25 protein-coding genes and 1 tRNA gene are annotated in these 26252 nt (G+C 58.7%); 10 read left to right on the plus strand and 16 right to left on the minus strand.

All coding sequences use genetic code 11. From position 1 onward, the window contains the following. Nucleotides 1-94: 94 nt before the first annotated feature. From JFU37_RS23415 to dapA, 6 genes are all read right to left on the minus strand, one after another. Complete coding sequence (locus JFU37_RS23415; protein WP_201119364.1) at nt 95-2089, minus strand: ATP-binding protein; 1995 nt, start codon at nt 2087-2089, stop codon at nt 95-97. Between the two features lie 749 nt (nt 2090-2838). After that, a tRNA-Ser gene (locus JFU37_RS23420) sits at nt 2839-2928 on the minus strand. Nucleotides 2929-3011: 83 nt separating this feature from the next. After that, nucleotides 3012-3725 (minus strand): phosphoribosylaminoimidazolesuccinocarboxamide synthase, encoded by a 714-nt coding sequence (purC, locus tag JFU37_RS23425; RefSeq protein ID WP_201119366.1) that lies wholly within the window; start codon nt 3723-3725, stop codon nt 3012-3014. 28 nt (nt 3726-3753) lie between these two features. Beyond that, the gene (locus tag JFU37_RS23430; RefSeq protein ID WP_201119368.1) at nt 3754-4512 is read right to left on the minus strand and encodes an MBL fold metallo-hydrolase; all 759 of its coding nucleotides are present in this window, start codon (nt 4510-4512) and stop codon (nt 3754-3756) included. Between the two features lie 4 nt (nt 4513-4516). Then, a complete protein-coding gene (bamC, locus tag JFU37_RS23435; RefSeq protein ID WP_201119370.1) occupies nt 4517-5632 on the minus strand; it encodes an outer membrane protein assembly factor BamC in 1116 nt (371 codons plus the stop codon). A gap of 17 nt (nt 5633-5649) precedes the next feature. Then, nucleotides 5650-6528: a 4-hydroxy-tetrahydrodipicolinate synthase gene (dapA, locus tag JFU37_RS23440; RefSeq protein ID WP_201119372.1), complete on the minus strand. Its 879-nt coding sequence runs from the start codon at nt 6526-6528 to the stop codon at nt 5650-5652. A gap of 327 nt (nt 6529-6855) precedes the next feature. Between dapA and JFU37_RS23445 the strand changes: the two genes are divergently transcribed. Beyond that, nucleotides 6856-7416, plus strand: a complete 561-nt coding sequence (locus JFU37_RS23445; RefSeq protein ID WP_201119374.1) for a glycine cleavage system protein R — start codon at nt 6856-6858, stop codon at nt 7414-7416. A gap of 10 nt (nt 7417-7426) precedes the next feature. After that, a complete protein-coding gene (locus JFU37_RS23450; RefSeq protein WP_201119376.1) occupies nt 7427-7900 on the plus strand; it encodes a peroxiredoxin in 474 nt (157 codons plus the stop codon). Nucleotides 7901-8025: 125 nt separating this feature from the next. On the opposite strand, the gene JFU37_RS23455 is transcribed toward JFU37_RS23450, so the two are convergent. Then, the gene (locus JFU37_RS23455) at nt 8026-9096 is read right to left on the minus strand and encodes an AI-2E family transporter (protein ID WP_201119379.1); all 1071 of its coding nucleotides are present in this window, start codon (nt 9094-9096) and stop codon (nt 8026-8028) included. 30 nt (nt 9097-9126) lie between these two features. Beyond that, entirely contained in the window at nt 9127-9366 is a 240-nt protein-coding gene (locus JFU37_RS23460; protein WP_020300476.1) for a sulfurtransferase TusA family protein, read from the minus strand. Nucleotides 9367-9464: 98 nt separating this feature from the next. On the opposite strand from JFU37_RS23460, the gene JFU37_RS23465 reads away from it, so the two are divergent. Beyond that, entirely contained in the window at nt 9465-10898 is a 1434-nt protein-coding gene (locus JFU37_RS23465) for a M48 family metalloprotease (RefSeq protein ID WP_201119381.1), read from the plus strand. Between the two features lie 78 nt (nt 10899-10976). On the opposite strand, the gene JFU37_RS23470 is transcribed toward JFU37_RS23465, so the two are convergent. From JFU37_RS23470 to rpoE, 4 genes are all read right to left on the minus strand, one after another. After that, nucleotides 10977-12404, minus strand: a complete 1428-nt coding sequence (locus tag JFU37_RS23470; protein WP_201119383.1) for a DegQ family serine endoprotease — start codon at nt 12402-12404, stop codon at nt 10977-10979. Nucleotides 12405-12585: 181 nt separating this feature from the next. Beyond that, entirely contained in the window at nt 12586-13542 is a 957-nt protein-coding gene (locus tag JFU37_RS23475; RefSeq protein ID WP_201119392.1) for a MucB/RseB C-terminal domain-containing protein, read from the minus strand. A gap of 8 nt (nt 13543-13550) precedes the next feature. Next, nucleotides 13551-14138: a sigma-E factor negative regulatory protein gene (locus JFU37_RS23480; RefSeq protein WP_201119394.1), complete on the minus strand. Its 588-nt coding sequence runs from the start codon at nt 14136-14138 to the stop codon at nt 13551-13553. A gap of 30 nt (nt 14139-14168) precedes the next feature. After that, nucleotides 14169-14750 (minus strand): RNA polymerase sigma factor RpoE, encoded by a 582-nt coding sequence (rpoE, locus tag JFU37_RS23485; protein WP_007944079.1) that lies wholly within the window; start codon nt 14748-14750, stop codon nt 14169-14171. Nucleotides 14751-15306: 556 nt separating this feature from the next. Between rpoE and nadB the strand changes: the two genes are divergently transcribed. Continuing rightward, entirely contained in the window at nt 15307-16923 is a 1617-nt protein-coding gene (gene nadB / locus JFU37_RS23490) for an L-aspartate oxidase (protein WP_201119397.1), read from the plus strand. Here the strand turns inward: nadB and JFU37_RS23495 are convergent. Both JFU37_RS23495 and JFU37_RS23500 read right to left on the minus strand, forming a co-directional pair. Then, nucleotides 16892-17344: a protein YgfX gene (locus tag JFU37_RS23495; protein WP_201119399.1), complete on the minus strand. Its 453-nt coding sequence runs from the start codon at nt 17342-17344 to the stop codon at nt 16892-16894. The genes nadB and JFU37_RS23495 overlap by 32 nt on opposite strands. After that, nucleotides 17328-17582: an FAD assembly factor SdhE gene (locus tag JFU37_RS23500; RefSeq protein ID WP_007944081.1), complete on the minus strand. Its 255-nt coding sequence runs from the start codon at nt 17580-17582 to the stop codon at nt 17328-17330. Before JFU37_RS23500 ends, JFU37_RS23495 begins: the two co-directional genes overlap by 17 nt. A 149-nt stretch (nt 17583-17731) precedes the next feature. Between JFU37_RS23500 and ygfZ the strand changes: the two genes are divergently transcribed. Next, nucleotides 17732-18673: a CAF17-like 4Fe-4S cluster assembly/insertion protein YgfZ gene (gene ygfZ / locus JFU37_RS23505; protein WP_201119401.1), complete on the plus strand. Its 942-nt coding sequence runs from the start codon at nt 17732-17734 to the stop codon at nt 18671-18673. Between the two features lie 34 nt (nt 18674-18707). After that, a complete protein-coding gene (locus JFU37_RS23510) occupies nt 18708-19529 on the plus strand; it encodes an HDOD domain-containing protein (protein ID WP_201119403.1) in 822 nt (273 codons plus the stop codon). A 117-nt stretch (nt 19530-19646) separates the two neighbouring features. Here the strand turns inward: JFU37_RS23510 and JFU37_RS23515 are convergent, their stop codons facing one another. Further along, nucleotides 19647-21032 carry a sensor histidine kinase gene (locus tag JFU37_RS23515; protein ID WP_201119406.1) on the minus strand — a complete coding sequence of 462 codons (1386 nt, stop codon included), beginning with the start codon at nt 21030-21032 and terminating at the stop codon, nt 19647-19649. Further along, entirely contained in the window at nt 21025-21696 is a 672-nt protein-coding gene (locus JFU37_RS23520) for a response regulator (protein ID WP_201119409.1), read from the minus strand. Before JFU37_RS23520 ends, JFU37_RS23515 begins: the two co-directional genes overlap by 8 nt. A gap of 405 nt (nt 21697-22101) precedes the next feature. On the opposite strand from JFU37_RS23520, the gene JFU37_RS23525 reads away from it, so the two are divergent. From JFU37_RS23525 to JFU37_RS23540, 4 genes are read left to right on the plus strand one after another with little or no spacing between them, the layout of a single operon-like run. Further along, nucleotides 22102-23079, plus strand: coding sequence for a Bug family tripartite tricarboxylate transporter substrate binding protein (locus JFU37_RS23525; RefSeq protein WP_201119411.1), 978 nt, complete (start codon nt 22102-22104; stop codon nt 23077-23079). Between the two features lie 59 nt (nt 23080-23138). Further along, nucleotides 23139-23597: a tripartite tricarboxylate transporter TctB family protein gene (locus JFU37_RS23530; RefSeq protein WP_201119414.1), complete on the plus strand. Its 459-nt coding sequence runs from the start codon at nt 23139-23141 to the stop codon at nt 23595-23597. Nucleotide 23598: 1 nt separating this feature from the next. Continuing rightward, a complete protein-coding gene (locus JFU37_RS23535) occupies nt 23599-25113 on the plus strand; it encodes a tripartite tricarboxylate transporter permease (protein WP_201119415.1) in 1515 nt (504 codons plus the stop codon). Beyond that, entirely contained in the window at nt 25106-26149 is a 1044-nt protein-coding gene (locus JFU37_RS23540) for an AbrB family transcriptional regulator (RefSeq protein ID WP_201119416.1), read from the plus strand. The genes JFU37_RS23535 and JFU37_RS23540 overlap by 8 nt, the downstream gene beginning before the upstream one ends. Nucleotides 26150-26252: the final 103 nt, after the last annotated feature.

A 26252-nucleotide genomic window follows, 5' to 3' on the forward strand; every position in this document is an offset into this window, starting at 1 on the left:
GGAATCAGAAAGGTGTGTCGGCCTGACCACTACGAACATGCAGCAATCGAAATGCCGCACAATAAAATTGTTCCGAACTTCACATGAAGGAAAATCAAGCTTTCGTATCTACCGCGTCTTCAACGTGACCGTACTCCGGAGATAGAAGCGCAATCCTCGCCTGGCTTGCTATCCCCATCACTTTGGCAGCCAATTCAGCTCCGTTGATGTCTTCGTACCGAGCTGGAATCCGCTCTTTCAGCCTAAAAAGTCGATGATGGGCTGTTCGGGTCAAACGCCCGAATGTGGTTGCAACAACCCTACCCCGCAACACTCCATTCTCCTTTATTTCCTTCTCGGTGGAGGTTTTCGGGGAGACCTCGTGACCTACCACGAAGGCCCTAAATATCGGCGTGCCATCCAACAATCCACTTCCGAGAAAGTCTTGCACGTAGCCGTCTGCCTGATTCATCTCGTCCCGGCCAATGGTGGACTTGCCCTTTTTTAACTCGATAATTAAGACATCCCGTATTTTGGTCAAGTTGTTCTCCCTACTATCAAACTCCTCGGTTCCGACGATAGAGAGGGTGCTGTCAGCTAAGGTCATGAGATCAGGGCGCTGTCTGGAGTTGAGAAATGCCCCAGCGCCCCCGCGCTTCCCAAAAATCTTACCCGCAGCATTCCTGAGACTCACATTGGACGCGTATTCCGGGCTATCAAATTCGGGACCAAACAACCAGCGAGCCTGGGTCACCAAGGGATGAAGTGTATGCAACTCGTCAGCCCCAGAATCCCCTCCGAGCTTGTCGATGGCGGAAAGTACAGAAAGGCGCCGATCAATCTCATCAAGTACTGCTAATGCGTCGCCAACCGTCCATTGTCCAAGGAGACGATCAAGGCCATCAATGTCTTCTTCGTCCAACTTTGTAAGCTTTTCGAGGAGGGCGATGCCACTCCTGGATTTTTCTAGCTTGATGACGGCCTGCACAGCAGCTGAAAGCGTGTCGCTCCCTATACCCGGATTGCTCTTCGCAAGGGTCTGGGCAAAATTGGCCACCTCGATCCTCCCGAGTGTAGAAAGTTCTTTGAAGTCCTCCCTATTCCGAATCAGGGCTTCCTCGGAGTTCTCCTCGACTAATGTCGCGGACAGCCGCTCGAACACATCCCTGACTTGGAGCACCACTGCCGAAAAAAGATTCGCTGCCCTAGGTGTCTGCTTGAACCGCGTCCAGTCAGCCTCTATTTCCTCGATCCAGCGTTCGTCCGCTCTCACCACAATGGCGTATCGCCTAGCGAAACGAGAACGTCCGTCAATAACCGCAATATTTCCCACAACCCATGCAGGGGTCCCGACAAGCCGGTTATTCACCCAAAAGGCTATGCCCTGGTAGCGGTTAGACTTTGCCGCCCGAGATGAGTCAATGACAAACACCTCAACAGAGAAACCATCGACGACCTCGACGGTAGCTTGCTCAACCAACCCCAAATGCTCAGGAAGGGACACTGAGCGTCCGTTGACGCGAACCTCAAACCGAGGGTCGTGCAAAAAGCGAGCAGAGAGGACCTCACGAATTTTGTCGGGATCTGGCAGATGCCTTTCGACGATGACAGAAAGCTTCGTTCCATGTCCGCCCCTCTTGGCGGAGGATTCGGTCATGATTCTGAACGGATCTTTCCCACCCCCGGCTCCTATTTCAAAAATAGCCTCGTCCCCCCCAGCACAAGTTTCCACCGAGTAAATGTCTCCAAAGCAGAGAAGCCCATGGCGACCAACACCGTTTCGACCATAGGCCCGACGACTCCAACTATTTCGCTCCGACGGAAACTCCACATTAACGCCTTGATGCCTCAGACGGTCGTATCCGAGAGTCATCCACCTGCGCTTGAAAAGACTCGCGGTCATGCCGTGACCGTCATCCTCGACGACGAGAACATTCTGCTTAGCGTGGGGAATAGTCAAATTGACTATAGATGCGCCAGCGTCCCAAGCGTTGGCAACCAATTCCGTCAGGGCGACCTCTGGATCGTGTGATATCGGCCCTAGCGTCCGAACCAAGTAGTCGTCTTCGAAGAGGGATCCGAACCCGCTTGGTTTTGTTGTCTTTGCCATCCTTCCCCCAGATTGACTTCCAATTGTCGTAATTAAACTTGATATGAGAGGTTCGGTCCTGGCGCCCAACGGTCGGATGAAATGCGTCCCAAGGCTTCAGCACAACTCTGCATCATTTCCCCTTGCGAACCAAGGACCGCAACGCCTGAACCATCACAAGCGTTACGACCAGAAAATCAAGCCTGGCGATGAAGTCTTAGTAGTCGCCTGGAACGCAGGTCGAAGCGTACCGCGAACACCTGATGGTAATCGAACAACAACGACAGAGGGGATTAAGGTCGCTCGAGGTATTCAGCAATAAAGGGGCATAGGATTTCATCAAGGGGAGCCCACGAAAAACTGTCTTCGTAACGCAAATGAAGGTATTGCAGGCTCGCCCAACTGATTTCCACGCGCGGCTCCTTGGACATCACGGCCGCTCGCAAAAGTAGGATTCACACAAGTGAGTCAGTCTTACATCGACTCTGACATCTATCCAGTGCCGAAGGCTATTCAATTTAGGGATTTCAAAATGACGACGATAGCGTACTGATTGGCCAGAGCCGTACCCCCCCCCCCAGAGAGCTAGACCGCGCATGCCATACGTACTGATAAGTATTTCTATACCTCGCGCTTACGCACCGCCAGATCCACGCCCTTGAAAGGCAGCGGGGTAAAATCACGCGAAGAGAGAGTGGGGGAACAGGTGGGGGAACAGAAAGCACAACAAACGAAAAAGCCCCGCAATGCGGGGCTTTATTCGAACATAATGGCGGAGAGATAGGGATTCGAACCCTAGGTACCGGTGAAGGTACAACGGATTTCGAATCCGTCCCATTCGGCCACTCTGGCATCTCTCCAACGGCGCGCATCATAACAACACTTTTGCCGGAAGCGAACCCCCTAAGCGAAATTTTTCCGTGCTATCAGATGCTTGCGTCGATTAAAGCGGTACGCCCAGACGATTGGCGACTTCTTCGTAGGCTTCGATGACGTCACCGAGGCCCTGACGGAAGCGGTCTTTGTCCATTTTCTTGCCGGTCGCCTTGTCCCACAGACGGCAGCCGTCCGGGCTGAATTCGTCGCCCAGGACGATGGAACCGTCATGGAATACGCCGAATTCAAGCTTGAAGTCGACCAGCAGCAGGCCGGCGTCGTCGAACAGTTTGCTCAGGACTTCGTTGACCTTGAGCGACAGTTCTTTCATGCGAACCAGTTGCTCGGCGGTGCCCCAACCGAATGCCACGACGTGGGATTCGTTGATGAACGGGTCGCCCTTGGCGTCGTCCTTCAAGAACAGTTCGAAGGTGTAAGGGTTGAGCTTCATGCCTTCTTCAACGCCCAGGCGCTTGACCAGGCTGCCGGCGGCGTAGTTACGCACGACGCACTCGACCGGGATCATGTCGAGCTTCTTCACCAGGCATTCGTTGTCGCCCAGCAGTTTGTCGAATTGGGTCGGCACGCCGGCTGCTTCGAGTTTCTGCATGATGAAGGCGTTGAACTTGTTGTTCACCATGCCTTTGCGGTCGAGCTGCTCGATGCGCTTGCCGTCGAACGCCGAGGTGTCGTTGCGAAACAGCAGGATCAAGCGGTTAGCGTCGTCGGTCTTGAAAACCGATTTGGCTTTGCCGCGGTAGAGTTCTTCACGTTTTTCCATGATGGGCTCCGCTTGCTAAGTAGGTGGGCTAGGCGATGTGTCGCCAGTCGAGCCCTGAATCTTGATCGGCCAGTTGCAGCCAGTCCGGGTCGCACCCGAGGGTGTCGACAAAACATTGCCGGGCCAGCTGCGGCAGGTTGTTCTTGCTGCTCAGATGGGCCAGGACCAGGTGTTGCAGGCCTTGCCAGCCCAACTCGGACACCAGGAATGCCGCCTGATGGTTGTTCAAATGCCCCAATTCACCGCCCACCCGTTGCTTCAAGAAGTACGGGTAGTGACCGCGAGCGAGCATGTCACGGCAATGGTTGGACTCGATCATCAACGCATCGAGGTCCCGATAGCCGTCCAGCACCTTGTCGCAATACGAGCCCAGGTCGGTCAACAGGCCGAAACGCCGCTCACCATCACTGAACACATATTGCGTCGGCTCCTGTGCATCATGGGCCACGGCAATGACGCCGATGCTCAGTGCGCCGATCTGCAGTTGCTCGCCGCCGGCCAACAGGCCAGCCGGTTCAATCGGTTTGCGCATCCCGCGCAGGGTCCCGCGACTGAGGTAGACAGGCAGATTGTAGCGCCGAGACAGCAAACCCACGCCATGCACGTGGTCGGCATGTTCGTGGGTCACGAGTATCGCGCTCAGCTGCGCAGGGTTCACACCCAGGCGCAGCAGGCGTTTTTCGGTTTCCCGCAGGGAAAAACCACAATCCACCAGCACATACGTGTCAGCGCTGGCTATCAGCGTGCCGTTCCCTTGGCTACCGCTGCCGAGAACGGCAAAACGCATGTGATCAGCCCAGGTTGTCCTGAATCTTGCTCAACACTTTGCGCGCCACTGCTGCCGGCGCCACGGTATTGATGTTCTTCTCGACGGTGACCTGGACGCTATCGCCTACCTTGCTCAGGCGAACCTGATAACGCTCGGCGCGGGCTTCAATTTCTTCCTTGCTCGGCGCACTGCCGAACAGGCTGCTGAAGAAGCCAGGCTTCTCGTCTTTCTTCTCGGCTTTTTCGGACAGGTTGATGTAGTACAGACCGAGGCTGCGGTTGATGTCTTCAACGCGCCATTCACCCTGTTCCAGCGCACGACCGACGCTCGACCAGGCACGATCCAGGTCAGTACCGACGTTCAATACCGGGTTGCCACTGCCGTCTTCGCTCAGGCTGACCCGGCTCGGCGTATCGGAATCACGCGAAGCCAGCATGGAGACCGTACCGCCCTTCTCCGAGATGCGGCTCATGCTCGCGAGCATATCGTCGACCAGTGCCGCGTCCAGGCCAGTGTTGACCGAACGGTTGGTGAAAGCGACGTCGGAGGTGCTGCCCGCAGGGCGCTCGGCGCTGACGACGTAGACTTCACTGGTGTTGCGCTGCACGCCTGGCTCGATGCGCACCCGCACGCGGGTTTCGCTGTCGGCGGCGACACCGGCCGCGCTCAGGCGCTTGCCCATCGCGGCGGACAATTCGTCGGAATGCTGCCAGGTGGTGGTGAATTCACCGGTTTGCGGGCGCTGTTCGTCCAGACGGAAACCGTTGTCCTGGAAGAACTGCACGGCCACTGGCCAGACTTCGGCCGGCGGGTTCTGGGCCACGATCCAGCGCGAATCACCGGTTTTCTGCAGGGAATAGGCGCCGGCGTCGGCCAATGCCGACAGTGGCTGCGGACGAGGAACGATGTATTCGCCTTTGGCGGTGTCATCGGCCACGTTACGCGGGATCGGCAACAACGGATCCAGATGCTTGGCGGCTTTGACATCCGGTGGCAATTGCATGGGTGCAGTCTGTTGCGCTTCCAGGTAATCGCTACCACGGTCACGGAAATAACCTTCCGGGCCCCAGACCCATCCACAGCCACTGGTGCTGGAGATAATCAAGGCAAGTGCGGAAAGTCCGGCCATTCGCTTCATGCGTAGTACTTCCTCAATTAAACCAGGACGCCGGACTGGCGCATGGCCTGCCGCAGCGGTTCGTGACAGGCAGCACTGAGCCAGGTGAGCGGCAGACGGATACCGTCCGGCATCAAGCCCATTTCATGCAGCGCCCATTTCACGGGAATAGGGTTGGATTCGATAAACAAGGTTTTATTGAGCGGCATCAGCTTTTCATGGATCGCGCGGGCCGTGACGGCGTCGCCTTTCAGCGCAGCGTTGCACAGGTCTGCCATGTCGCGCGGGGCGACGTTGGCGGTCACCGAGATGTTGCCTTTACCGCCGAGCAGCATCAGCTCGACCGCGGTGGCGTCGTCACCGGAAAGCACCAGAAAGTCTTTGTCTACGCCATCAATGATGGCTTTGGCACGTGTCAGGTCGCCGGTGGCTTCCTTGATGCCGATGATGTTTTTCACGGTCGACAGGCGGATCACGGTGTCGGCCAGCATGTCGCAAGCGGTACGACCGGGCACGTTATACAGGATCTGCGGGATATCGACGGCTTCGGCGATGGCCTTGAAGTGCTGGTACAAGCCTTCCTGGGTCGGCTTGTTGTAGTACGGCGTGACCAGCAGGCAAGCGTCGGCGCCAGCGGTCTTCGCGTTGGTGGTCAGCTCGATGGCTTCGCGCGTCGAGTTGGCGCCGGTACCGGCAATCACCGGAATGCGCCCTGCCACCTGCTTGACCACATAACGAATCACTTCGATGTGCTCATTCACGTCTAGCGTGGCAGACTCACCTGTAGTGCCGACCGCCACGATGGCGTGGGTGCCGTTTTGCAGGTGAAAGTCCACCAGTTTGCTCAAGCTGTCCCAATCGAGACGACCTTGTGCATCCATGGGTGTGACCAGTGCCACCATACTGCCCGCAATCATGCAACCGCTCCTGCCGGAAAAAGAGAGCGGTAATGGTACTGGCGCCAAGATGCTTGCACAAGCGAAGTACTGCGCTGCTGCCATTCCCCTTGGCGCTGCTTTTCGCTACCCTTCAGACTTTGATCGGTACTGATAAGCTCGTACGCCGGGTTCCAGCCTCCATTTTCGGCATCACAAGCCCCGATCCAGCGTTGCCACCCCTCGCTCTCGCCACACTGGAGCACGTTGCAACCTTCGGCCGGGTTTTCTGAATTCGCATCCGCAGGCTCGCCCCGGCAATATAAAGCCCGTAGAAGTATCGACCGCTCATCGCTTTAGGAATGCTGCATGTCCACCCCCACAGTTCGCGAACAATTCCTTGTCATCAGTGCCCTCGGCGCCAACCCCATGGAGCTGACTAACGTCCTGTGCCGCGCCAGCCATGAAAATCGCTGCGCCGTCGTCACGTCCCGCCTGACCCGTCATGGCGAGTGCAGTGCGTTGATCCTCGAGATCTCCGGCAGCTGGGACGCCCTGGCGCGCCTGGAAGGCAGCCTGTCGAGCCTCGCCAAGAAGCACGCCTTCACGGTCAACGTGGTGCGCAGCGCGGCACTGGAGAGCCGTCCACAGGCCCTGCCTTACGTCGCCTATGTCAGCTCGGCCTATCGTTCGGACATCATCAACGAGCTGTGCCAGTTCTTCATGGACCACCATGTCGAGCTGGAAAACCTGACCTGCGACACCTATCAGGCCCCGCAGACCGGCGGCACCATGCTCAACGCCACATTTACCGTGACGTTGCCGGCTGGCGTGCAAATCAGCTGGCTGCGCGATCAGTTCCTGGATTTCGCCGATGCGCTGAATCTGGATGCCCTGATCGAACCGTGGCGCCCACAAAACCCAATGTAAGGAAGCTTTCATGGCCGTTGCCATTGATCAACCGGTTGCCGACTTCGAAGCGCCCGCTACCAGCGGGCAGACCGTCAGTCTCGCGGGCCTCAAAGGCAAGCAAGTGGTGATTTACTTCTACCCGAAGGACAGCACGCCGGGCTGCACCACCCAGGGCCAGGGCTTTCGCGATCAGCTGGACGCCTTTAAAGCGGCGAACACCGAAGTCTTTGGTGTGTCGCGTGACAGCCTGAAATCCCACGAAAACTTCAAGACCAAGCAGGCGTTCACCTTCGAGCTGATCAGCGACAAGGAAGAGGCGCTCTGCCAGTTGTTCGATGTGATCAAGCTGAAAAAGCTGTATGGCAAGGAATACATGGGTGTTGATCGCAGCACTTTCCTGATTGATAAGGATGGCGTGCTGCGTCAGGAGTGGCGTGGCGTGAAGGTGCCGGGGCATGTGGATGCTGTTTTGGCGGCTGCTCAGGCGTTAAACAAGGTCTGATTTTTTGGCGTCTGTTCTGGCGCCTTCGCGAGCAAGCCCGCTCCCACAGGGACTGCATCAACCCTGTGGGAGCGGGCTTGCTCGCGAAGAGGCCCTTAGCCCCACCCAATAATCAAGCCTGACAGTTAAAGCAACGGCGCCACCACCGGTTCCTTGCGCGGCCACGCATCCAGCACAGCCTTGAACAGCGTCGCCAGGGGAATCGCAAAGAACACCCCCCAAAAGCCCCACAACCCGCCAAACAGCAGTACCGCGCAGATGATCGCCACTGGGTGCAGGTTGACCGCCCCCGAGAACAACAACGGCACCAGCACGTTGCCATCCAGCGTCTGGATGATCCCGTAGACCGCCATCAAATAGATGAACTGATCGCTCCAGCCCCACTGGAACAACGCAATCAGCATGACCGGCACCGTCACCACCACCGCTCCGACGTATGGCACCACCACCGACACGCCGACCAGTAAAGCCAGGAGTGCCGCATAGTTGAGTCCCAGAACGACAAAGCCGATGTAGGTCACACCGCCGCAAATGAAGATCTCGATGACCTTGCCGCGAATGTAGTTGGCGATCTGCCGGTTCATCTCGTGGGCAACTCGAGTGATCAACGCCCGCTCCCGGGGCAAATAACCACGCACCCACTGGCCGATCATCTCTCGGTCCTTGAGAAAGAAGAACACCAGGATCGGCACCAACACCAGGTAGATCATGATGTTCACCAGCAGTGGCAGGCTCGACAGCGAGAACGTCAGCGCCCACTGACCGAACTTGCCGATCTCGCCCCGCGCCACCTCGATGGCCTGCAGCACCTGTTCGTCGGACACCAGATGCGGGTAGCGCTCGGGCAGCAGCAACAGCAGCGACTGCCACTTGGCGAGCATGCCGGGTAGCTCGTTGAACAAGGTGATCAACTGATGCCAGAGCAATGGCACCACGACAACAATGAATACCAGCAAGACGCCCATGAATAACGCGAAGACCAGCCCCACCGCCACCCCACCCGGCATGCGCAGGCGTTCTAGCGTCACTACCAACCCTTGCATCAGATACGCCAGCACCATCCCGGCGAGTACCGGCGCGAGCATGCCGCCCAGGGTCAGCACGGCGGTAAAGGCCAAAAACAGCAGGACCGCCAGCACCACGGCTTCTTCGTCGGAAAAGTAGCGCTGAATCCAGTCGCGTAACACTTTGAACATCAATAATCCTTAGAAACGAACGCAGCGATATCAGGCTTTTTTCAACCAGTAGCGGTAGACACCCGCTTCATCTTCTTCACGAAGCAGCGTATGACCGGCCAATCGGGCAAAGGTGCGAAAGTCGCGCTGAGAACCCGCGTCGGTAGCGATCACCTTGAGCACCGCGCCACTGGCCAGTCGATTGAGTTCCAGCTTGGCCTTGAGCAACGGTAGCGGGCAATTCAAGCCACTGGCGTCCAGTTCTGCGTCATGGGCTACAGCGTCGGTCATCGCGTTACTCCGGGTCTGGTGATTGAGCGGCTTAGAATATCTGGTCCCAGGCTTAGTGTCCGGCTACAGTAAGGTCTTTGTCGACTAAGGCTTTGTGCATGACTTTTTTGCGCCCTACCCTGCTGACGCTCGCTTGCCTGCTTGCCTCACCAGGCTTCGCCGACGACCTGCCGTCACTCGGCGACGCCAGTTCTGCCATTGTCTCGCCACAGCAGGAATACCAATTGGGCCGTGCGTGGCTGGCGTTGTTGCGCAGCCAGGTCTCGCAGCTCAATGATCCGCAGCTCAAGGACTACGTCGAATCCAGCGTCTATCGACTGGTTGAAACCAGCCAGGTCAATGATCGGCGCCTGGAGTTCATCCTGATCAACAGCCCGCAACTCAACGCCTTTGCGGCGCCGGGCGGGATTGTCGGGGTCAACGGCGGTTTGTTCCTCAATGCCCAGACCGAAGGCGAATACGCTTCGGTTCTCGCTCACGAATTAGCTCACTTGTCGCAACGCCACTTCGCCCGTGGCGTTGAAGCCCAACAGCGCATGCAAGTTCCGATGATGGCGGCGCTGCTGGCAGGGATCGTTATTGCAGCCGCCGGTGCCGGCGATGCCGGGATCGCAGCCATTGCCGGTACGCAGGCGGCAGCGATGCAGGAACAACGCAGATTCTCTCGCCAGAACGAACAGGAAGCCGACCGCATCGGCATTCTTAATCTGGAAAAGGCCGGTTACGACCCGCGCTCGATGCCGACCATGTTCGAACGGTTGTCGCGCCAGTACCGCTACGACGCCAAGCCACCGGAATTCCTGCTGACTCACCCGGTGACCGAATCGCGTATCGCCGACACCCGAAACCGTGCCGAGCAAGCCCCGGTGGGCGGCATCGAAGACTCCATGCGCTATCAGCTGATTCGTGCGCGGGTCCAACTGATTTATGAGGAAACCCCAGGCTTGGGCGCCAAGCGCTTTCGCGCGCAGCTGGATGAAAACCCGAAAAACGACGTCGCACGCTATGGACTGGCGATTGCCCAGATCAAGGGTGGCCAGTTGAATGAAGCGCGGGAAAACCTCAAGTTGCTACTGGAGAAATCACCGAACGAGATCATCTACAACCTGGCTCAAGTGGATCTGGACATCACCAACAATCGTCTGCCGGATGCTCAATCCCGCGTCGACCGAATGCTGACTCAATATCCAGGCAACTATCCGTTGAACTCTGTGCGTGTCGACCTGCTGCTCAAGCAGAACCGTACCGCCGAAGCCGAGAAAGCCTTGGAGAATCTGCTCAAGTCCCGCCCGAACGATCCGGATGTCTGGTACATGGTGGCCGAGACTCGGGGCCTGTCGGGCAATATCATCGGCCTGCATCAGGCTCGCGCCGAGTACTTCGCACTGGTCGGGGACTATCGCCAGGCTATTCAGCAACTGGACTTCGCCAAGCGTAAGGCCGGCACCAACTTCCCGCTGGCGTCGCGAATCGACGCACGGCAACGCGAGTTGATGGAGCAGGAGCGCATGATCAAGGACATGATGGGCTGATTCTGTTTTTAAACACAAAATCAGGGCACAAAAAAACCGCCTCTTTCGAGGCGGTTTTTTATTTACCCATCAACCGGTTTATTCAGCCAGTTTAAAGGTGATGAAGCTGGCGCGACCTTGACGCAGAACCCGCATCGACACCGAGCGGTTCTTCGGCAGCGCCTTGGCGATATCCGTGAACTCCTTGGTGGAACCAATCGCCTGATTATTCAGGTGAGTGATTACATCGCCTGGTTGCAAGCCGATCAGGGAAGCAGGGCCATCCTGGACCTCCTTGATGACCACACCGCCTTTGAGGTCGTAGGTTTTCTTCTGCTCATCGGTCAGCTCGGCCACGGAAACACCCAGGCGATTGCTGCTGCGCTCAGTGCTGGATTTTGGCAGGGCGTCGAGCTCTTTGCCTTCCTCCGGGATAGCGCCGACTGTCAGCTCGACATTCTTGCGTTTACCTTCGCGAACCACTTCCAGATTGGCTTTGGAGCCTGCCTTCAGCGCGCCGACCAAGTGCGGCAGATCGGCGGACATAATAATCGGCTGACCGTTCATGGCCAGGATCACATCGCCTACTTGCAGACCACCTTTGGCAGCCGGGCCGTCATCCTGGATCTGAGCCACCAGCGCACCGGCCGGTTTCTCAAGACCGAAAGACTCGGCCAGATCCTTGCTCACTTCCTGGATCACTACACCCAACCAGCCACGGCTGACCTTGCCACCGGTTTTCAGCTGATTGGAAACGTCCATGGCCACGTCGATAGGGATCGCGAAAGATACCCCCATGAAGCCGCCGGACCGGGTGTAGATCTGCGAGTTGATCCCCACCACTTCACCCGCCAGGTTGAACAGCGGGCCACCGGAGTTACCCGGGTTGATCGGCACGTCAGTCTGGATGAACGGCACATAGTTTTCGTTCGGCAAACTGCGACCGATTGCGCTGACGATACCTTGAGTCACGGTATGGTCGAACCCGAAGGGTGAGCCGATAGCCACGACCCATTGGCCGGCCTTCAGGTCCTGGGATTTGCCGAGTTTCAGAACCGGCAGGTCCTTGCCTTCGATTTTCAGCAGCGCCACGTCAGAACGCGGATCAGTGCCAACTAGCTTGGCCTTCAATTCGCTGCGATCGGCAAGACGAACGAGAATTTCGTCGGCATCGGCGATGACGTGGTTGTTGGTCAGGATGTAGCCGTCAGGCGAGATGATGAAGCCCGAACCCAGGGATTGGGCTTCGCGCTGACGATCACCGCGCGGTGTACGCGGCGGTGGCATGCCACGCTCGAAGAACTCGCGCAGCATCGGCGGCAAGCCTTCAAGGTCAGGCATCTGCTCGTCCGACACTTTGCGGTCTGGCAGTTTTTGCGTGGTACTGATGTTCACCACCGCGGGCGAGGCCTGCTCGACCAGTTGCGTGAAGTCAGGCAATTCGACTGCTTGAGCAGTCACCGCCTGACCGAGTACGAGCACGGTGGCAAAAATAGAGAGGTAGGACTTCAAGCGTGGTATCGACATACGGCTCCCGTTACGACGAGCATGGTTAAGCGATATGGAGCAAGGAACACCGGGAACGATACGCCGGTATTTTTGTTCCGGGAACAACAAACAAGGCCAGAGCCGAGAGGCTCTGACCTATAGAAAAAATCGGGGATATTTGCAAATTGAAATGCTCACCAAACATTTCGACATTAGCTCACTACTTGGTTGCAGTGGCATCGGAGCGCATGGACAGCGCAATCCGTTCAGCAGTACCTATCGGGATTTCACCGACCACGGTGACCATCACTTCGCCTTGCGGGGTGGTCAAGCGCCGGGAGACAGCGACGGTTGGCCCCAGCTGAGTGCGTGTATCAGTGACTGTAGCGCCATTCAACGGTTCAAGGAACACCGAGAAACGCGCCAGACCATCGTCATACATCAGGCTGTTGACCTGGGTTTTGGTCTCTGGATCTTTTCGCGCAGAACTGCTGGTCAACTCGAAACCGGGTGGCAACCAGTCAGAGTGCCAGACCTGAGCCGCCTTGACCGCAGAAGCCTTGTCGCTGTCGAGGGTGACAGCCTTGCAATCGGCGCCAGGTTGCAAATCACTGTCGGACGGGACGTCAGTAGTATCCAGTTGCGTGAACTGGAATCGCTCCAGCAGTTGCCCTTTATCATTGAGCAGCAATGACTTGAGAGGCAGGCCGGTTTCCTTATCCAGATGCAGTTCAAAACCATAGCGGTGCTGATCGCGTGGCGTCAGTGAAACAATGACCGCCGCCCGCCCAGCCACGCGCGACTTGCCAATGACGGCAAGGTCGTACCAATTCTTGAGCTTTTGAGGATCGAGTGCACGAGCAGAGGAATTGGGAGAATCCCCAAGCCCTGCCATCAGGGTGCCGCTGACGCATTGAGTATGCCCATCAATGCGCACGACTTCCTGTGCCGAGCCGTCGAGCTGGAGTAAACGCTCGCGGACCTTGCCATCCTGGACGCGGTGCCAGATGTTATGGGTAGAAAAACTACCGTTACGCTCGTAGACAAAAGTACCGTGAAAACTTTGCTGTTGCTCGGCTTGGCCCAGACGGGTCAACCAATCCTGGGCTTCATCAGCATGGGCTGGAACAACAAACCAGCCACTGAGCAGAAGCGTAAGTAGAGGGATGGCGCGCATGATCCTCCTTAACGGTTTTCCATACTTGCGGCACGAGCGTAAGGCAGCGCGCTCTCAGTACCTTTCAATGCAGCCTGTTGAGCATGTTGGCGCAAGTAGCCTGGCATACGCTGATCGTGCCAGCCTGGCTGACCTTGCAATACGCCGTTGGCCATAGGGCCGGTGGCATCCGAACTCTCATTGTAGCCTGCCAATACAGCTGGACCCTTGACCTGAGGAACGGCCAGACCCGGTTGACTGGATTGTTGAGCCAGTTCGACACCCGCAATCTCGTCCTGATTGTATAGACGAACACCTGCCAGTACCGCAAGCGTTACCGATGCAGCGACCGCCAGACGACCCAGGCTGCGCCATGGACCACGGGAGGCTTTTGCCGGAACAGCTTCGTCAGCCAGCGCAGCAGAGACTGCCGCAGCGATATCCAGACGTGGAAGCAGCAGATCCTTGTGCATCACTGCCCGCGCGATTTGATAACGAGCCCAGGTATCACGGGTTTCAACATCGTCAAAGGCATTCAACACCCGACGCAATTCCAATTCGTCCGCTTCGTTATCCATCACTGCGGACAGCGATTCCTGCAGGGCTTCACGACTCATGGCGTTCCTCTCTTGGCTGTCGCCGCTGTCTCAGTTTTCCTGCAACAACGGCTGCAGGGCTTTATCGATGGCTTCCCGAGCGCGGAAGATCCGGGAGCGCACGGTACCCACCGGACATTGCATGACGGCTGCAATGTCCTCGTAACTCAGACCATCGAATTCACGTAAAGTTAACGCCGTACGCAAATCTTCTGGCAGTTGCTGAATGGTTCGATGGACGGTGCCTTCGATCTCATCCCGCAGCAATGCACGCTCTGGAGACTCGAGGTCCTTGAGGCCATGATCGCCATCGTAAAACTCTGCATCTTCGGAACTGACATCGCTATCCGGCGGCCGGCGGCCGCGTGAAACCAGATAGTTTTTCGCCGTGTTGATGGCGATGCGGTAAAGCCACGTATAAAACGCGCTGTCCCCGCGAAAATTTCCAAGTGCACGGTACGCCTTGATAAAGGCTTCCTGCGCCACATCCTGGGCTTCATGGGTGTCGTGCACGAAACGCACGATCAACCCGAGAATTTTGTGCTGGTATTTCAGCACTAGCAGATCGAAAGCACGCTTGTCGCCGCGTTGAACGCGCTCGACCAGTTGCTGATCCTCTTCCTGGGTTAGCATGAACACTCCTCGATAAGCTCGGAGGAGGCTTGCATAACTAAACAACCAGACTTGCAAACATAGACTCGGGCTTTTCGCAAAAGTTCTCCCCCTCCAAGCAAGTTTCCTGCGGGCTCTGATTTGGCACGCACGAAAAGCGCAGCTCGGCATGACCCGGCTGCGCAAATAATCTTGTCATCGGATTCGCAGGCATGGATCCAACCGCAGATCCCGCACTGAAGCCGACACTGTCCTTCTTTTCAGGCACCGTCTATTGATCTTGGGCCTTTGGCAAAAGTTCCAAATATTTATAGCTGGGTGCAACCGACATCGTGCAACCGTGAATAGAAAAATAGTGTTAAATCGACGATACAGTCGCCTTGTCGCCGAACCGGCCGAAAAAGCATCCGACGAAGCGTCAGGTATTTTCTGTCACAGTAGTTTCACAATGCCATATGGGCTCGGGTATTGTGCCGCTCCCCCCCTCTATATACTAGTGGGCTGTGTGGCTGCCTGACTCACCATCGAGGTGTCTTGCGCCAACCCCGACCCGGGTCGCTTTGAGCGGAATCCTGAAATGAGCCAACAGTTTCAACACGATGTTCTGGTCATTGGCAGCGGCGCTGCCGGTTTAAGTCTTGCGTTGACCCTGCCCGGTCATTTACGCATCGCTGTACTGAGCAAAGGCGACCTCGCCAACGGCTCGACTTTCTGGGCCCAAGGTGGCGTCGCTGCTGTGCTGGATGACACCGACACCGTCGAATCCCACGTCGATGACACGCTCAATGCCGGCGGCGGCCTGTGTCACGAAGACGCCGTGCGATTTACCGTCGAGCACAGTAAAGAGGCGATTCAATGGCTAATCGACCAAGGCGTACCGTTTACCCGCGATGAACAGTCCGGCACCGAAGATGGCGGATTCGAATTCCACCTGACCCGTGAAGGCGGCCACAGTCATCGACGCATCATTCATGCCGCGGATGCGACCGGCGCTGCAATTTTCAAAACCTTGCTCGCCCAGGCCAGGCAACGATCGAACATCGAACTGCTGGAACAGCGTGTCGCCGTCGATCTGATCACCGAGAAACGCCTGGGCCTTGAAGGTAATCGCTGCCTCGGCGCCTATGTACTCAATCGTGGCACCGGTGAGGTCGACACCTACGGCGCGCGTTTTGTGATCCTCGCGTCCGGAGGGGCCGCCAAAGTCTACCTCTATACCAGCAACCCCGATGGCGCCTGCGGTGATGGCATCGCCATGGCCTGGCGTTCGGGTTGCCGGGTGGCGAATCTGGAGTTCAACCAGTTCCATCCCACCTGCCTATATCACCCGCAGGCCAAGAGTTTCCTGATCACCGAAGCGCTGCGCGGCGAAGGCGCCCACCTGAAGTTGCCCAACGGCGAACGCTTCATGCAGCGCTTCGATCCGCGCGCGGAGTTGGCACCACGGGACATCGTCGCCCGCGCCATCGACCATGAGATGAAGCGCCTGGGTGTCGACTGCGTCTACCTCGACATCAGCCACAAGCCGGAAGCGTTCATCAAGACTCACTTCCCGACGATGTACGAACGCTGCCTCGAATTCTCCATCGACATCACCAAGCAACCGATTCCGGTGGTGCCCGCGGCGCACTACACCTGCGGCGGCGTGATGGTCGATCAAAATGGTCGCACCGACGTGCCGGGGCTGTACGCCATTGGCGAAACCAGCTTCACCGGTCTGCATGGCGCCAACCGCATGGCCAGCAACTCGTTACTGGAGTGCTTCGTTTATGCGCGCTCAGCGGCAGCGGACATTCTTGAACAGCTGCCGCAGGTGTCGATTCCGACCGCCCTGCCCATCTGGGATGCGAGCCAGGTCACCGACTCCGATGAAGACGTGATCATTGCGCACAACTGGGATGAACTGCGGCGGTTCATGTGGGACTACGTCGGCATCGTGCGCACCAACAAGCGTTTGCAACGTGCACAGCACCGCGTGCGCCTGCTGCTGGACGAAATCGATGAGTTCTATAGTAATTACAAGGTCAGCCGGGACCTGATCGAATTGCGTAACCTGGCCCAAGTGGCCGAGCTGATGATTGAGTCAGCCATGGAACGCAAGGAAAGTCGCGGCCTGCATTACACCCTCGACTATCCGAACATGCTCCCCGTCGCACTGGACACTATCCTGGTGCCGCCCACCTACGTCGACTGAACTTGAGTCGAACCCGCAGGCGTCGGTGCACATCCGCCGCCTGCGAATCCCGGGGCACACACATCGACCGGACCCGTCGTTCGCCTCGCAAGCGAAAACGCAGCACTACGACCAATGGCAGCGCCAGGCTGTCTGGCCGTAGCTGAACGGCCTGCCAACCCGCCGTCTGACTCCACAACTGCCAACCATCGCCATCGCGACGCAAGCCGCAAAATGCCTGTGGATGTGTCAGCAGAATCTGTCTCGGCAACGCCCAAACGCCATGAACCAGGCAAAACGCGACGCCGAGCACGCTGGCCCAGATCGGTATCGAGAGAAGAAACAGCGAACCCAGCGCGAACAGCTGGGCCAGAAGATATGCCGCCAGCAACTGCCGCGAGGCATGCCAGCGGCATTCGAACGAATTACTTGGGCTGGACACGATCCAGGATCATGCGAACCATGCGCTGAAGCTCCGGATCTTCCGATTCGGCGCGTTCCATGAACCAGCCGAACATGTCCTGATCTTCGCATTCGAGCAGCTTGCGATAGCAATCGCGGTCGACATCATTGAGGTGCGGATAGACCTCTTTCACGAACGGCACCAGCAACACGTCAAGCTCAAGCATGCCGCGGCGGCTGTGCCAGTAGAGGCGATTCAGTTCAACATCTTCGACCATGGAGCGCTCCTCAAATAGGCGGCAAGTATACAGCCCCCAGCACCGTCGAACACTCGGCTTTGGTCGGCCTATACCGATCCTTTGTGAACTACCCATTTCAAGAGCGCCCCCTTATGATGTCTACCAGTCTCTTTACCCTGCGATGACCCATGGCCGACTCTGCTTTTTTCTGCACCCTGTCTCACGAAGGCGTTCTCGCGGTACGCGGCGCGGATGCCAGCAAATTCCTGCAAGGCCAACTGACCTGCAACCTCAACTACCTGAGCGACACCCAAGCCAGCCTCGGCGCCCGCTGCACGCAGAAGGGCCGAATGCAGTCGAGTTTCCGTATCCTGCTGCAAGGTGACGGCGTTTTATTGGCCATGGCCACTGAGCTGCTGGAACCGCAACTGGCGGACCTGAAAAAGTACGCTGTGTTCTCCAAATCCAAACTGACTGATGAAAGCGTTGCCTGGGTCCGCTTCGGCGTCGACCATGGCGATGCGGCACTGATCAACCTGGGTCTTGAGTTGCCGGCTGATACAGACAGTGTCGTGCGCAATGACGGCCTGATCGCCATTCGTGTCTCGCCGGACCGCGCCGAACTCTGGGTTGCAGCCGATCAAGCTGATGCCATCAAAGGCAAGCTGTCCGGGCTGCTGGCCGAAAGCGATCTGAATCAATGGCTGCTGGGCCAGATCCGCGCCGGGATCGGTCAGGTCATGCCGGGCACTCGTGAGCTGTTCATCCCGCAGATGCTCAATTTGCAAGCGGTCGGTGGCGTGAGCTTCAAAAAGGGTTGCTACACCGGCCAGGAAATCGTCGCGCGCATGCAGTACCTGGGCAAACTCAAGCGTCGCTTGTATCGCCTCAGTCTGGACGCCACCGATTTGCCTGAGCCTGGCACCCCCCTGTTTTCCCCGACACACGGTAGCTCCATCGGCGAAGTGGTGTTAGCCGCCAACGCCGGACAAAACATCGAACTCCTGGCCGTGCTGCAAGCCGAAGCAGCAGAAGGGGGGGATATCCGTCTGGGCGCCCTTGAAGGGCCCGCCCTGCACCTGCTCGACCTGCCTTATGAACTGGATCGCGATCGCGAAATTCAGCGTTAACAGCAGCACTTGTTGCAACACCTAGAGAAAAGAAATGAGCGATCTGGCGGAAAAGGTCCAACAGGATGTGGTTGAGGCCATCGATAACGATGACCTGGTTCTGCCAACGTTACCGGAAGTGGCCCTGCAGATTCGCAAGGCCGCTGAAAACCCGGAAGTCAGCATCAGCACCCTGAGTAAAGTAATCGGCCGCGATACCGCGTTGTCCGCGCGCCTGATCAAAGTGGTCAACAGCCCGCTGCTGCGTGCAACCCAGGAGGTCACGGACCTCCACACCGCAATCACTCGGCTGGGCATCAATTACAGCAGCAACCTGGCCATCGGTCTGGTGATGGAACAGATTTTCCATGCCCGTTCCGACGTGGTGGAACGGAAGATGCGCGAGGTATGGCGCAAAAGCCTGGAAATCGCCGGGGTCAGTTATGCGCTGTGCCGCAAGTACACCCAACTCAAGCCTGACCAGGCGGCACTTGGCGGGCTGGTGCATCAGATCGGCGTGCTGCCGATCCTGACTTACGCCGAAGATCACAATGAACTGCTGTCCGACCCGGTCAGCCTCAACCATGTGATTGACCGTATTCATCCCCGGCTCGGCGACAAATTGCTCAGGGTCTGGGATTTCCCGGAAAACCTGGTGAAGGTGCCGGGGCAATACCTGGACTTCAAGCGTCAATCCGATTGGGTTGATTATGTCGATCTGGTGCAAGTGGCCAGTCTGTATTGCCACAAGGACACCGACCATCCGCTGGCCCGAATCGATGCGCTCAGCGTGCCGGCGCTCCGGAAGTTGGGGTTCGATCCCGAGAACGAGGCGATGTGCAAGGATCTGGAAGAGTCGCGGTCGATGTTTTACTAGTCGAGACCGCGCCGCCCCTATCGCGAGCAGGCTCGCTCCCACACTGGATCTGCAACACCCGAGATCCCTTGTGGGAGCGAGCCTGCTCGCGAAGGGGCCATTCCAGACACCGCAAACCTACCCCGCGATAAAACTCACCCGCACCTTCAACCCCGCCGCCTCGCCATCGTGCAGGCTGATCTGCGCCAGGTGAGCACGGCAGATCTCACCGACAATCGCCAGGCCCAGGCCCGAACCGGCCACCTGCTGGTTACGTCGGTAAAAACGCTCGAAGACTCGATCGCGCTCTTCAAGGGGAATCCCCGGGCCATCATCCTCGACCTCCAGCACGGCCGGCGCGGTGACTCGCAGAATCACGTTACCGCCCGGCGGGGTATGCGCCAGCGCGTTATCCACCAGATTGCTCAACAGTTCGTTCAACAACGTCGGCTCGCCGCGCAGCCACACCGGCTCATCCGCTTCCAGCGCAAGCGCCACGCCACGCGCGTGGGCCAGCGGCGCCATGGCCATGCCTAATTCACGCGCCAACTGACTGAGATCAAGCAGTTGCGCCCCGCCCTCGGCAATGGCTCGCGCACCGTTCTCGACCCGTGCCAACGACAGCAACTGATTGGCCAAATGGGTTAAACGATCCGTACCTTGGGCAGCGTTTTCCAGGGTGCTGCGCCAGGTGTCGGGCTCGCTTGAGCGCAGGCCCAGTTCGAGCCGGGCCTTGAGCGCTGCCAGCGGGGTACGCAGTTCGTGAGCGGCATCGGCAATGAATTGCGCCTGACGCTCGAACTGGACCCGCAGCCGCTCGGTAAAGTGATTGAGCGCACGCACCAACGGCCACAACTCCCGCTGCACTTCCACCAACGGCAACGGCCGCAGGTCGTCGGACTGGCGCTCTTCCACCGCTGTGCGCAATCGCTCCAGCGGGCGCAGCGCCGCACTGACCGCGAACCACACCATCAGCAGCGCCCCGACCGCCAGCATGCCCAGACGCAGCAAGGTGTCTGCCGCCAGGCTACGGGCCATGCTGACCCTCGCTTCATCGGTTTCTGCCACACGAATTTCCGCCATGCCGTTCATGTTTGGCTCACTCACCGGCTTGAGCAGGCTGACCACGCGCACATTTTGCCCCTGGTATTTGGCGTTGTAGAAACGCGCCAGCGCCGGATAGTCATCGGTGCGCGGCGTGCCTGGCGGCGGCGGCGGCAGGTTTTCGTAGCCGGAAATCAGCTTCTGGTTGATGTCGTTGACCAGGTAAAAAATTCGCCCCGCGCTGTCATAGGCGAAGGTGTCGAGGGCCACGTAAGGCACGTCGGCGCTCAGGCTGCCATCGCGCTGGGACACACCGGCGGCGATGGTTCGCGCCGAGGCCAGCAAGGTCCGGTCGTACGCGGTATCGGCGGCTTCGCGACCATTCCAGTACGCGCTCAAACCACTGGCCAGCATCAACACCACCAGCAACAGCGCCAGGTTCCACAACAACCGCCAGCGCAGGCTGCTGGGCTTATGCATCGCGGCTTTCCAGCAAATAGCCGAGGCCGCGGAAGGTCACGATGGCGACCGGCTGACCGTCGAGCTTTTTGCGCAAGCGGTGGACGTAGATTTCGATGGCGTCCGGGCTGGCTTCTTCGTCCAGACCAAACACGTGGGAAGCCAGTTGCTCCTTGCTCATCACCCGGCCGGGACGAGCGATCAGGGCTTCAAGTACCGCCTGCTCGCGGGAGGTCAGGGTCAGCAATTCTTCGCCGAGGGTGAAGCGCCGGGTGTCCAGGTCATAGGCCAGAACCCCACAGCGCTGCTGGCGTTCACCGCCGAGCACACTGCGGCGCAGCAGGGCTTTGACCCGTGCTTCGAGTTCAGTCAGTTCGAACGGTTTGGCCAGGTAGTCGTCGGCACCGAGGTTCAAGCCGTGGACCCGATCCTTGACGTCGCTGCGGGCGGTCAACATCAACACCGGCAGGTTCTTGCCCCGCGCCCGCAAACGCGCCAGCACTTCGAAACCATCCATGCGCGGCAGGCCGACGTCGAGAATCGCCATGGCGTATTCCTCGCTGCTCAAGGCTAGGTCGGCCGCCACACCGTCGTGCAGCACATCCACGGTCAGACCGGTGCTCTTGAGCGCTTGGGCGACACTGTCGGCGAGCTGCAAATGGTCTTCGACGAGCAGGACACGCATGGATCTTTACCTCATTCAGGGATGGTCGACGCCATTCTTTGGCGCGGAGTTTACAGCCGCAACCGCCGCTGTGAAGCCTGAGAACCGTGAAAGGCTGCTGAAAGGTTAGTGAAAGGTTGGACCGTTAGAGTCGGTCCACGGAGGGTTTCGACTGCCAATCCTCCGACCGTAGTTTGCAACGTGCTGTGAAATGTAGCTCCCGAAAAACGCCATGAAGCGTTTTCGCCAATAAGAACAATAACCGAGGTACTGCACCATGCCGTCCATACCGCTTCAGACTCGCCCGCCCCACCCCTTCTTTCTATTCCCATCGTTGATGCGTGCCAGCGCCGAAGCCGGCTGCCCAGCGCGAAACCGCCGCACCTGAAACGCCCCCAAAAAATAAAAACTCCCCTGGAGACAATAATGAATCGATCACTGCGCCGTTTCGCCCTCGCCGCCAGCTGTGTGCTGTTTGCCGGCCAATTGATGGCTGAGCCAAAACGCCCGGAATGCATCGCCCCGGCCTCGCCGGGTGGCGGTTTCGACCTGACCTGCAAACTGGCGCAAAGCGCGCTGGTCAATGAGAAACTGCTGACCAAACCGATGCGCGTGACCTACATGCCGGGCGGTGTCGGTGCGGTGGCGTACAACGCGGTGGTCGCGCAGCGCCCGGCCGACGCCGGCACGCTGGTGGCGTGGTCCAGCGGTTCGTTGCTGAACCTGGCCCAAGGCAAGTTCGGTCGTTTCGATGAAAACGCCGTGCGCTGGCTGGCCGCCGTCGGCACCAGCTACGGCGCCATCGCGGTGAAAAGCGATTCGCCTTACAAGAACCTCGACGACCTCGTTCAAGCGCTGAAGAAAGATCCGAGCAAAGTAGTGATCGGCTCCGGTGGCACCGTCGGCAGCCAGGACTGGATGCAAACGGCCCTGATCGCCAAGGCGGCCGGGATCAACCCGCGCGACCTGCGTTACGTCGCCCTCGAAGGCGGCGGTGAAATCGCCACCGCCCTGCTCGGCGGTCACATTCAGGTCGGCAGCACCGACATCTCCGACTCCATGCCGCACATCCTGAGCGGTGACATGCGCCTGCTGGCGGTGTTCTCCGAGAAGCGCCTGGACGAGCCGGAAATGAAAGACATTCCGACCGCCAAAGAACAAGGCTACGACATTGTCTGGCCGGTGGTTCGCGGCTTCTACCTTGGGCCGAAGGTCAGCGACGAAGACTACGCCTGGTGGAAAGACGCGTTCGACAAACTGCTGGCGTCCGAAGACTTCGCCAAGCTGCGCGATCAGCGTGAGCTCTTCCCGTTTGCCATGACCGGCCCGGAGCTGGACACCTACGTGAAGAAGCAGGTCGCGGACTACAAAGTGCTGGCCAAAGAGTTCGGCCTGATTCAGTGATCGCCTCTGTCTAGCGGCCACGGCCCCCGTTCTGCGGGGCCGTGGCACAGGAGTTTCCCATGCTCTTACAACGCATTTTTGCGTCAGTGCTGTTGCTGGTCTGTGTTGGCCTGGCGCTGATGGCGTGGCCGTACCAGGCGGCTTTTTCCTACGAACCGGTGGGGCCTCGCGCGTTCCCCCTTTTGATGCTCGGCCTGATGGGGCTGGGATTGCTGTACATGGTGTTTCGGCCGACGCCGATCATCCACAGTGATGACGACCCAAAACTGGACCGTGAAACCCTGATCAAAATTGGCATCTGCGTAGTGCTGTTACTAGTTTTCGCCGGAACCTTCGAACCCCTCGGTTTCATTGTCGCCAGCCTATTGATCGGGATCCCGATGGCACGCCTGTATGGCGGCCGCTGGCTGCCGAGCACGGTGATCATCAGCCTGATGGCCGTCGGTCTTTATCTGCTGTTCGACAAGTTGATGGACGTGCCACTGCCCTTGGGCGTGCTCGACGTTCTGGAGAACTGATATGGATACTCTTGGCTATTTGGGCCAGGGCTTCGGCGTCGCGCTGAGCCCGTACAACCTGGTAACCGCCCTCTGCGGCACATTGATCGGCACCGTCGTCGGGCTGTTGCCAGGCCTGGGCCCGATCAACGGCGTGGCGTTATTGATCCCGATCGCGTTCGCCCTCGGCCTGCCACCGGAGTCGGCATTGATCCTGTTGGCGGCGGTTTACCTGGGGTGTGAATACGGCGGCCGGATCAGCTCGATCCTGCTGAACATTCCGGGCGAAGCCTCCACGGTGATGACCACCCTCGACGGTTACCCGATGGCCCGCAAAGGCCTGGCCGGTGTGGCGCTGTCGCTGTCGGCGTGGAGCTCGTTTATCGGTGCGTTCATCGCCACGTGCGGCATGGTGCTGTTCGCGCCGCTGCTGGCAAAATGGGCGATTGCCTTCGGGCCGGCGGAATATTTCGTCCTGATGGTGTTTGCGATCGTCTGTCTCGGCGGCATGGCCGGTGACCGACCGCTGAAGACCTTTATTGCGGCGTTGATCGGTCTGTTTCTGTCGAGCGTCGGGATCGATGCCAACAGCGGCGTGTACCGTTTCACCGGAGACAACATCCATTTGACCGACGGCATTCAGTTCGTGGTGCTGGTGCTGGGCCTGTTCTCCATCAGCGAAATCCTCCTGCTGCTGGAAAAAACCCATCGTGGCCAGGAAGCGGTAAAGGCCACCGGACGCATGATGTTCAACTTCAAGGAAGCCTCGGCGGTGTTCATGGTGAACATCCGTTGCGGTTTGCTGGGTTTCATCATGGGCGTGTTGCCGGGTGCAGGCGCGACACTCGCCAGTGCCGTGGCCTACATGACCGAAAAACGTATCGCCGGCGCCAAGGGCAGTTTCGGCCAGGGTGACATGCGCGGTCTCGCGGCACCGGAAACCGCCATCGGTGGCGCGGCCTGCGGCGCACTGGTGCCCATGTTGACCCTCGGCGTGCCGGGTTCGGGCACCACCGCGGTGATGATTGGCGCGCTGTCGCTGTACAACATCACTCCCGGCCCGCTGCTGTTCCAACAGCAACCGGACATCGTTTGGGGCCTGATCGCGTCGTTGTTCGTCGCCAACATCATGCTGGTGATCCTCAACATTCCAATGATCCGCATCTTCACCCGCATTCTCGCCGTGCCGAACTGGGCACTGGTGCCGGTGATTGCGATCATCACCGGGATCGGCGTCTACGCGGTGCACGCCACCACGTTCGATCTGTTCCTGATGATCGGCATCGGCATCTTTGGCTACCTCCTGCGCAAGCTGGACTTCCCATTGTCACCGGTGTTACTGGGTTTCATCCTCGGCGGTCTGATGGAGCAAAACCTGCGTCGCGCCCTGTCGATCTCCAACGGTGCACTGGAAATCCTCTGGTCCAGCCCGATCACCTTCAGTGTCTGGGTGCTGACGGCGATCATGCTGCTAATGCCGATAGTGCGAATCTGGCGCAAACGTTCGGTCGCCCGGCGCGCTATCGCCGATGTCTGATCGCCCCTCCTTCAAAACCTGGTGGGGAACCCCGCTGGTCGGTCTGCTGGGCGGTTACCTCGCCAGCCAGATCGGCTGGCCACTGCCGTGGATGGTCGGCTCGTTGCTGGCGATCATCCTCGTGCGCTGCCTGACTCCCTGGCAATTGGCGGAAATCCCTGGCGGTCGCAAGTGCGGCCAGTGGATCGTCGGCATCGGCATCGGCCTGCATTTCACCCCGGTGGTGATGGAGCAGGTCCTGAGCCACTTCGGCCTGATCTTCTTCGGTGCGTTGGTCACCAGTCTGTCCGCCGTGGTCGGCGTCTGGTTGCTGCGTCGGACCGGCGAGGACCGCGCCACCGCATTTTTTTCCAGCATGCCTGGCGGCTCCGGGGAGATGGTCAACCTTGGCGCCCGCAACGGCGCGGTACTCAGCCGCGTGGCGGCCGGGCAAAGTCTGCGGGTGCTGGTGGTAGTGCTGTCTGTGCCGGCAGCCTTCAAATATTTGCTGGGCAACGGGGCGCCGGTTTTTCATCCGACCGCCGTCGATGGATGGTGGCTCGCCCTTCTCTTCCCGGCAGGCGCTTTGGCGGCCTGGATGTGGGAACGTCTTCGTCAACCCAATCCGTGGTTATTCGGGCCGTTGCTGGTGAGTGCAGCGGTGAGCATTGGTTGGGATCCGCATATCGGTTTGCCTAACGGCGGCAGTCAGATTGGCCAATGGCTGATCGGTAGCGGCTTGGGTTGCCACTTCAATCGACAGTTTTTCCGACGTGCGCCTTCGTTTATGGGGCGGACCTTGATCGGGACCGTCCTGACGATGTTGATCGCCACGGCGGCAGCACTGGGCTTGAGTGCGCTTACGCACCTGGATTTGCGTTCGCTGACGCTGGGCATGATGCCCGGCGGGATTGCGGAGATGAGCCTGACGGCGGAGACCCTGCAATTGTCGGTGCCGCTGGTAACGGCGATGCAAGTGATGCGGCTGTTGTTTGTGTTGTTTCTGGCGGAGCCGTTGTTCAAGTATTGGAACCGGGTGCCGGATTCAGACCAATAGACCGAGTCGCCGCCTTCGCGAGCAAGCCCGCTCCCACATTGATCTTGTGAACACTGAAGATCCAATGTGGGAGCGGGCTTGCTCGCGAAGGGGCCCTCATTGC

It is taken from the genome of Pseudomonas sp. TH41, assembly GCF_016650695.1.
GTDB lineage: Bacteria > Pseudomonadota > Gammaproteobacteria > Pseudomonadales > Pseudomonadaceae > Aquipseudomonas.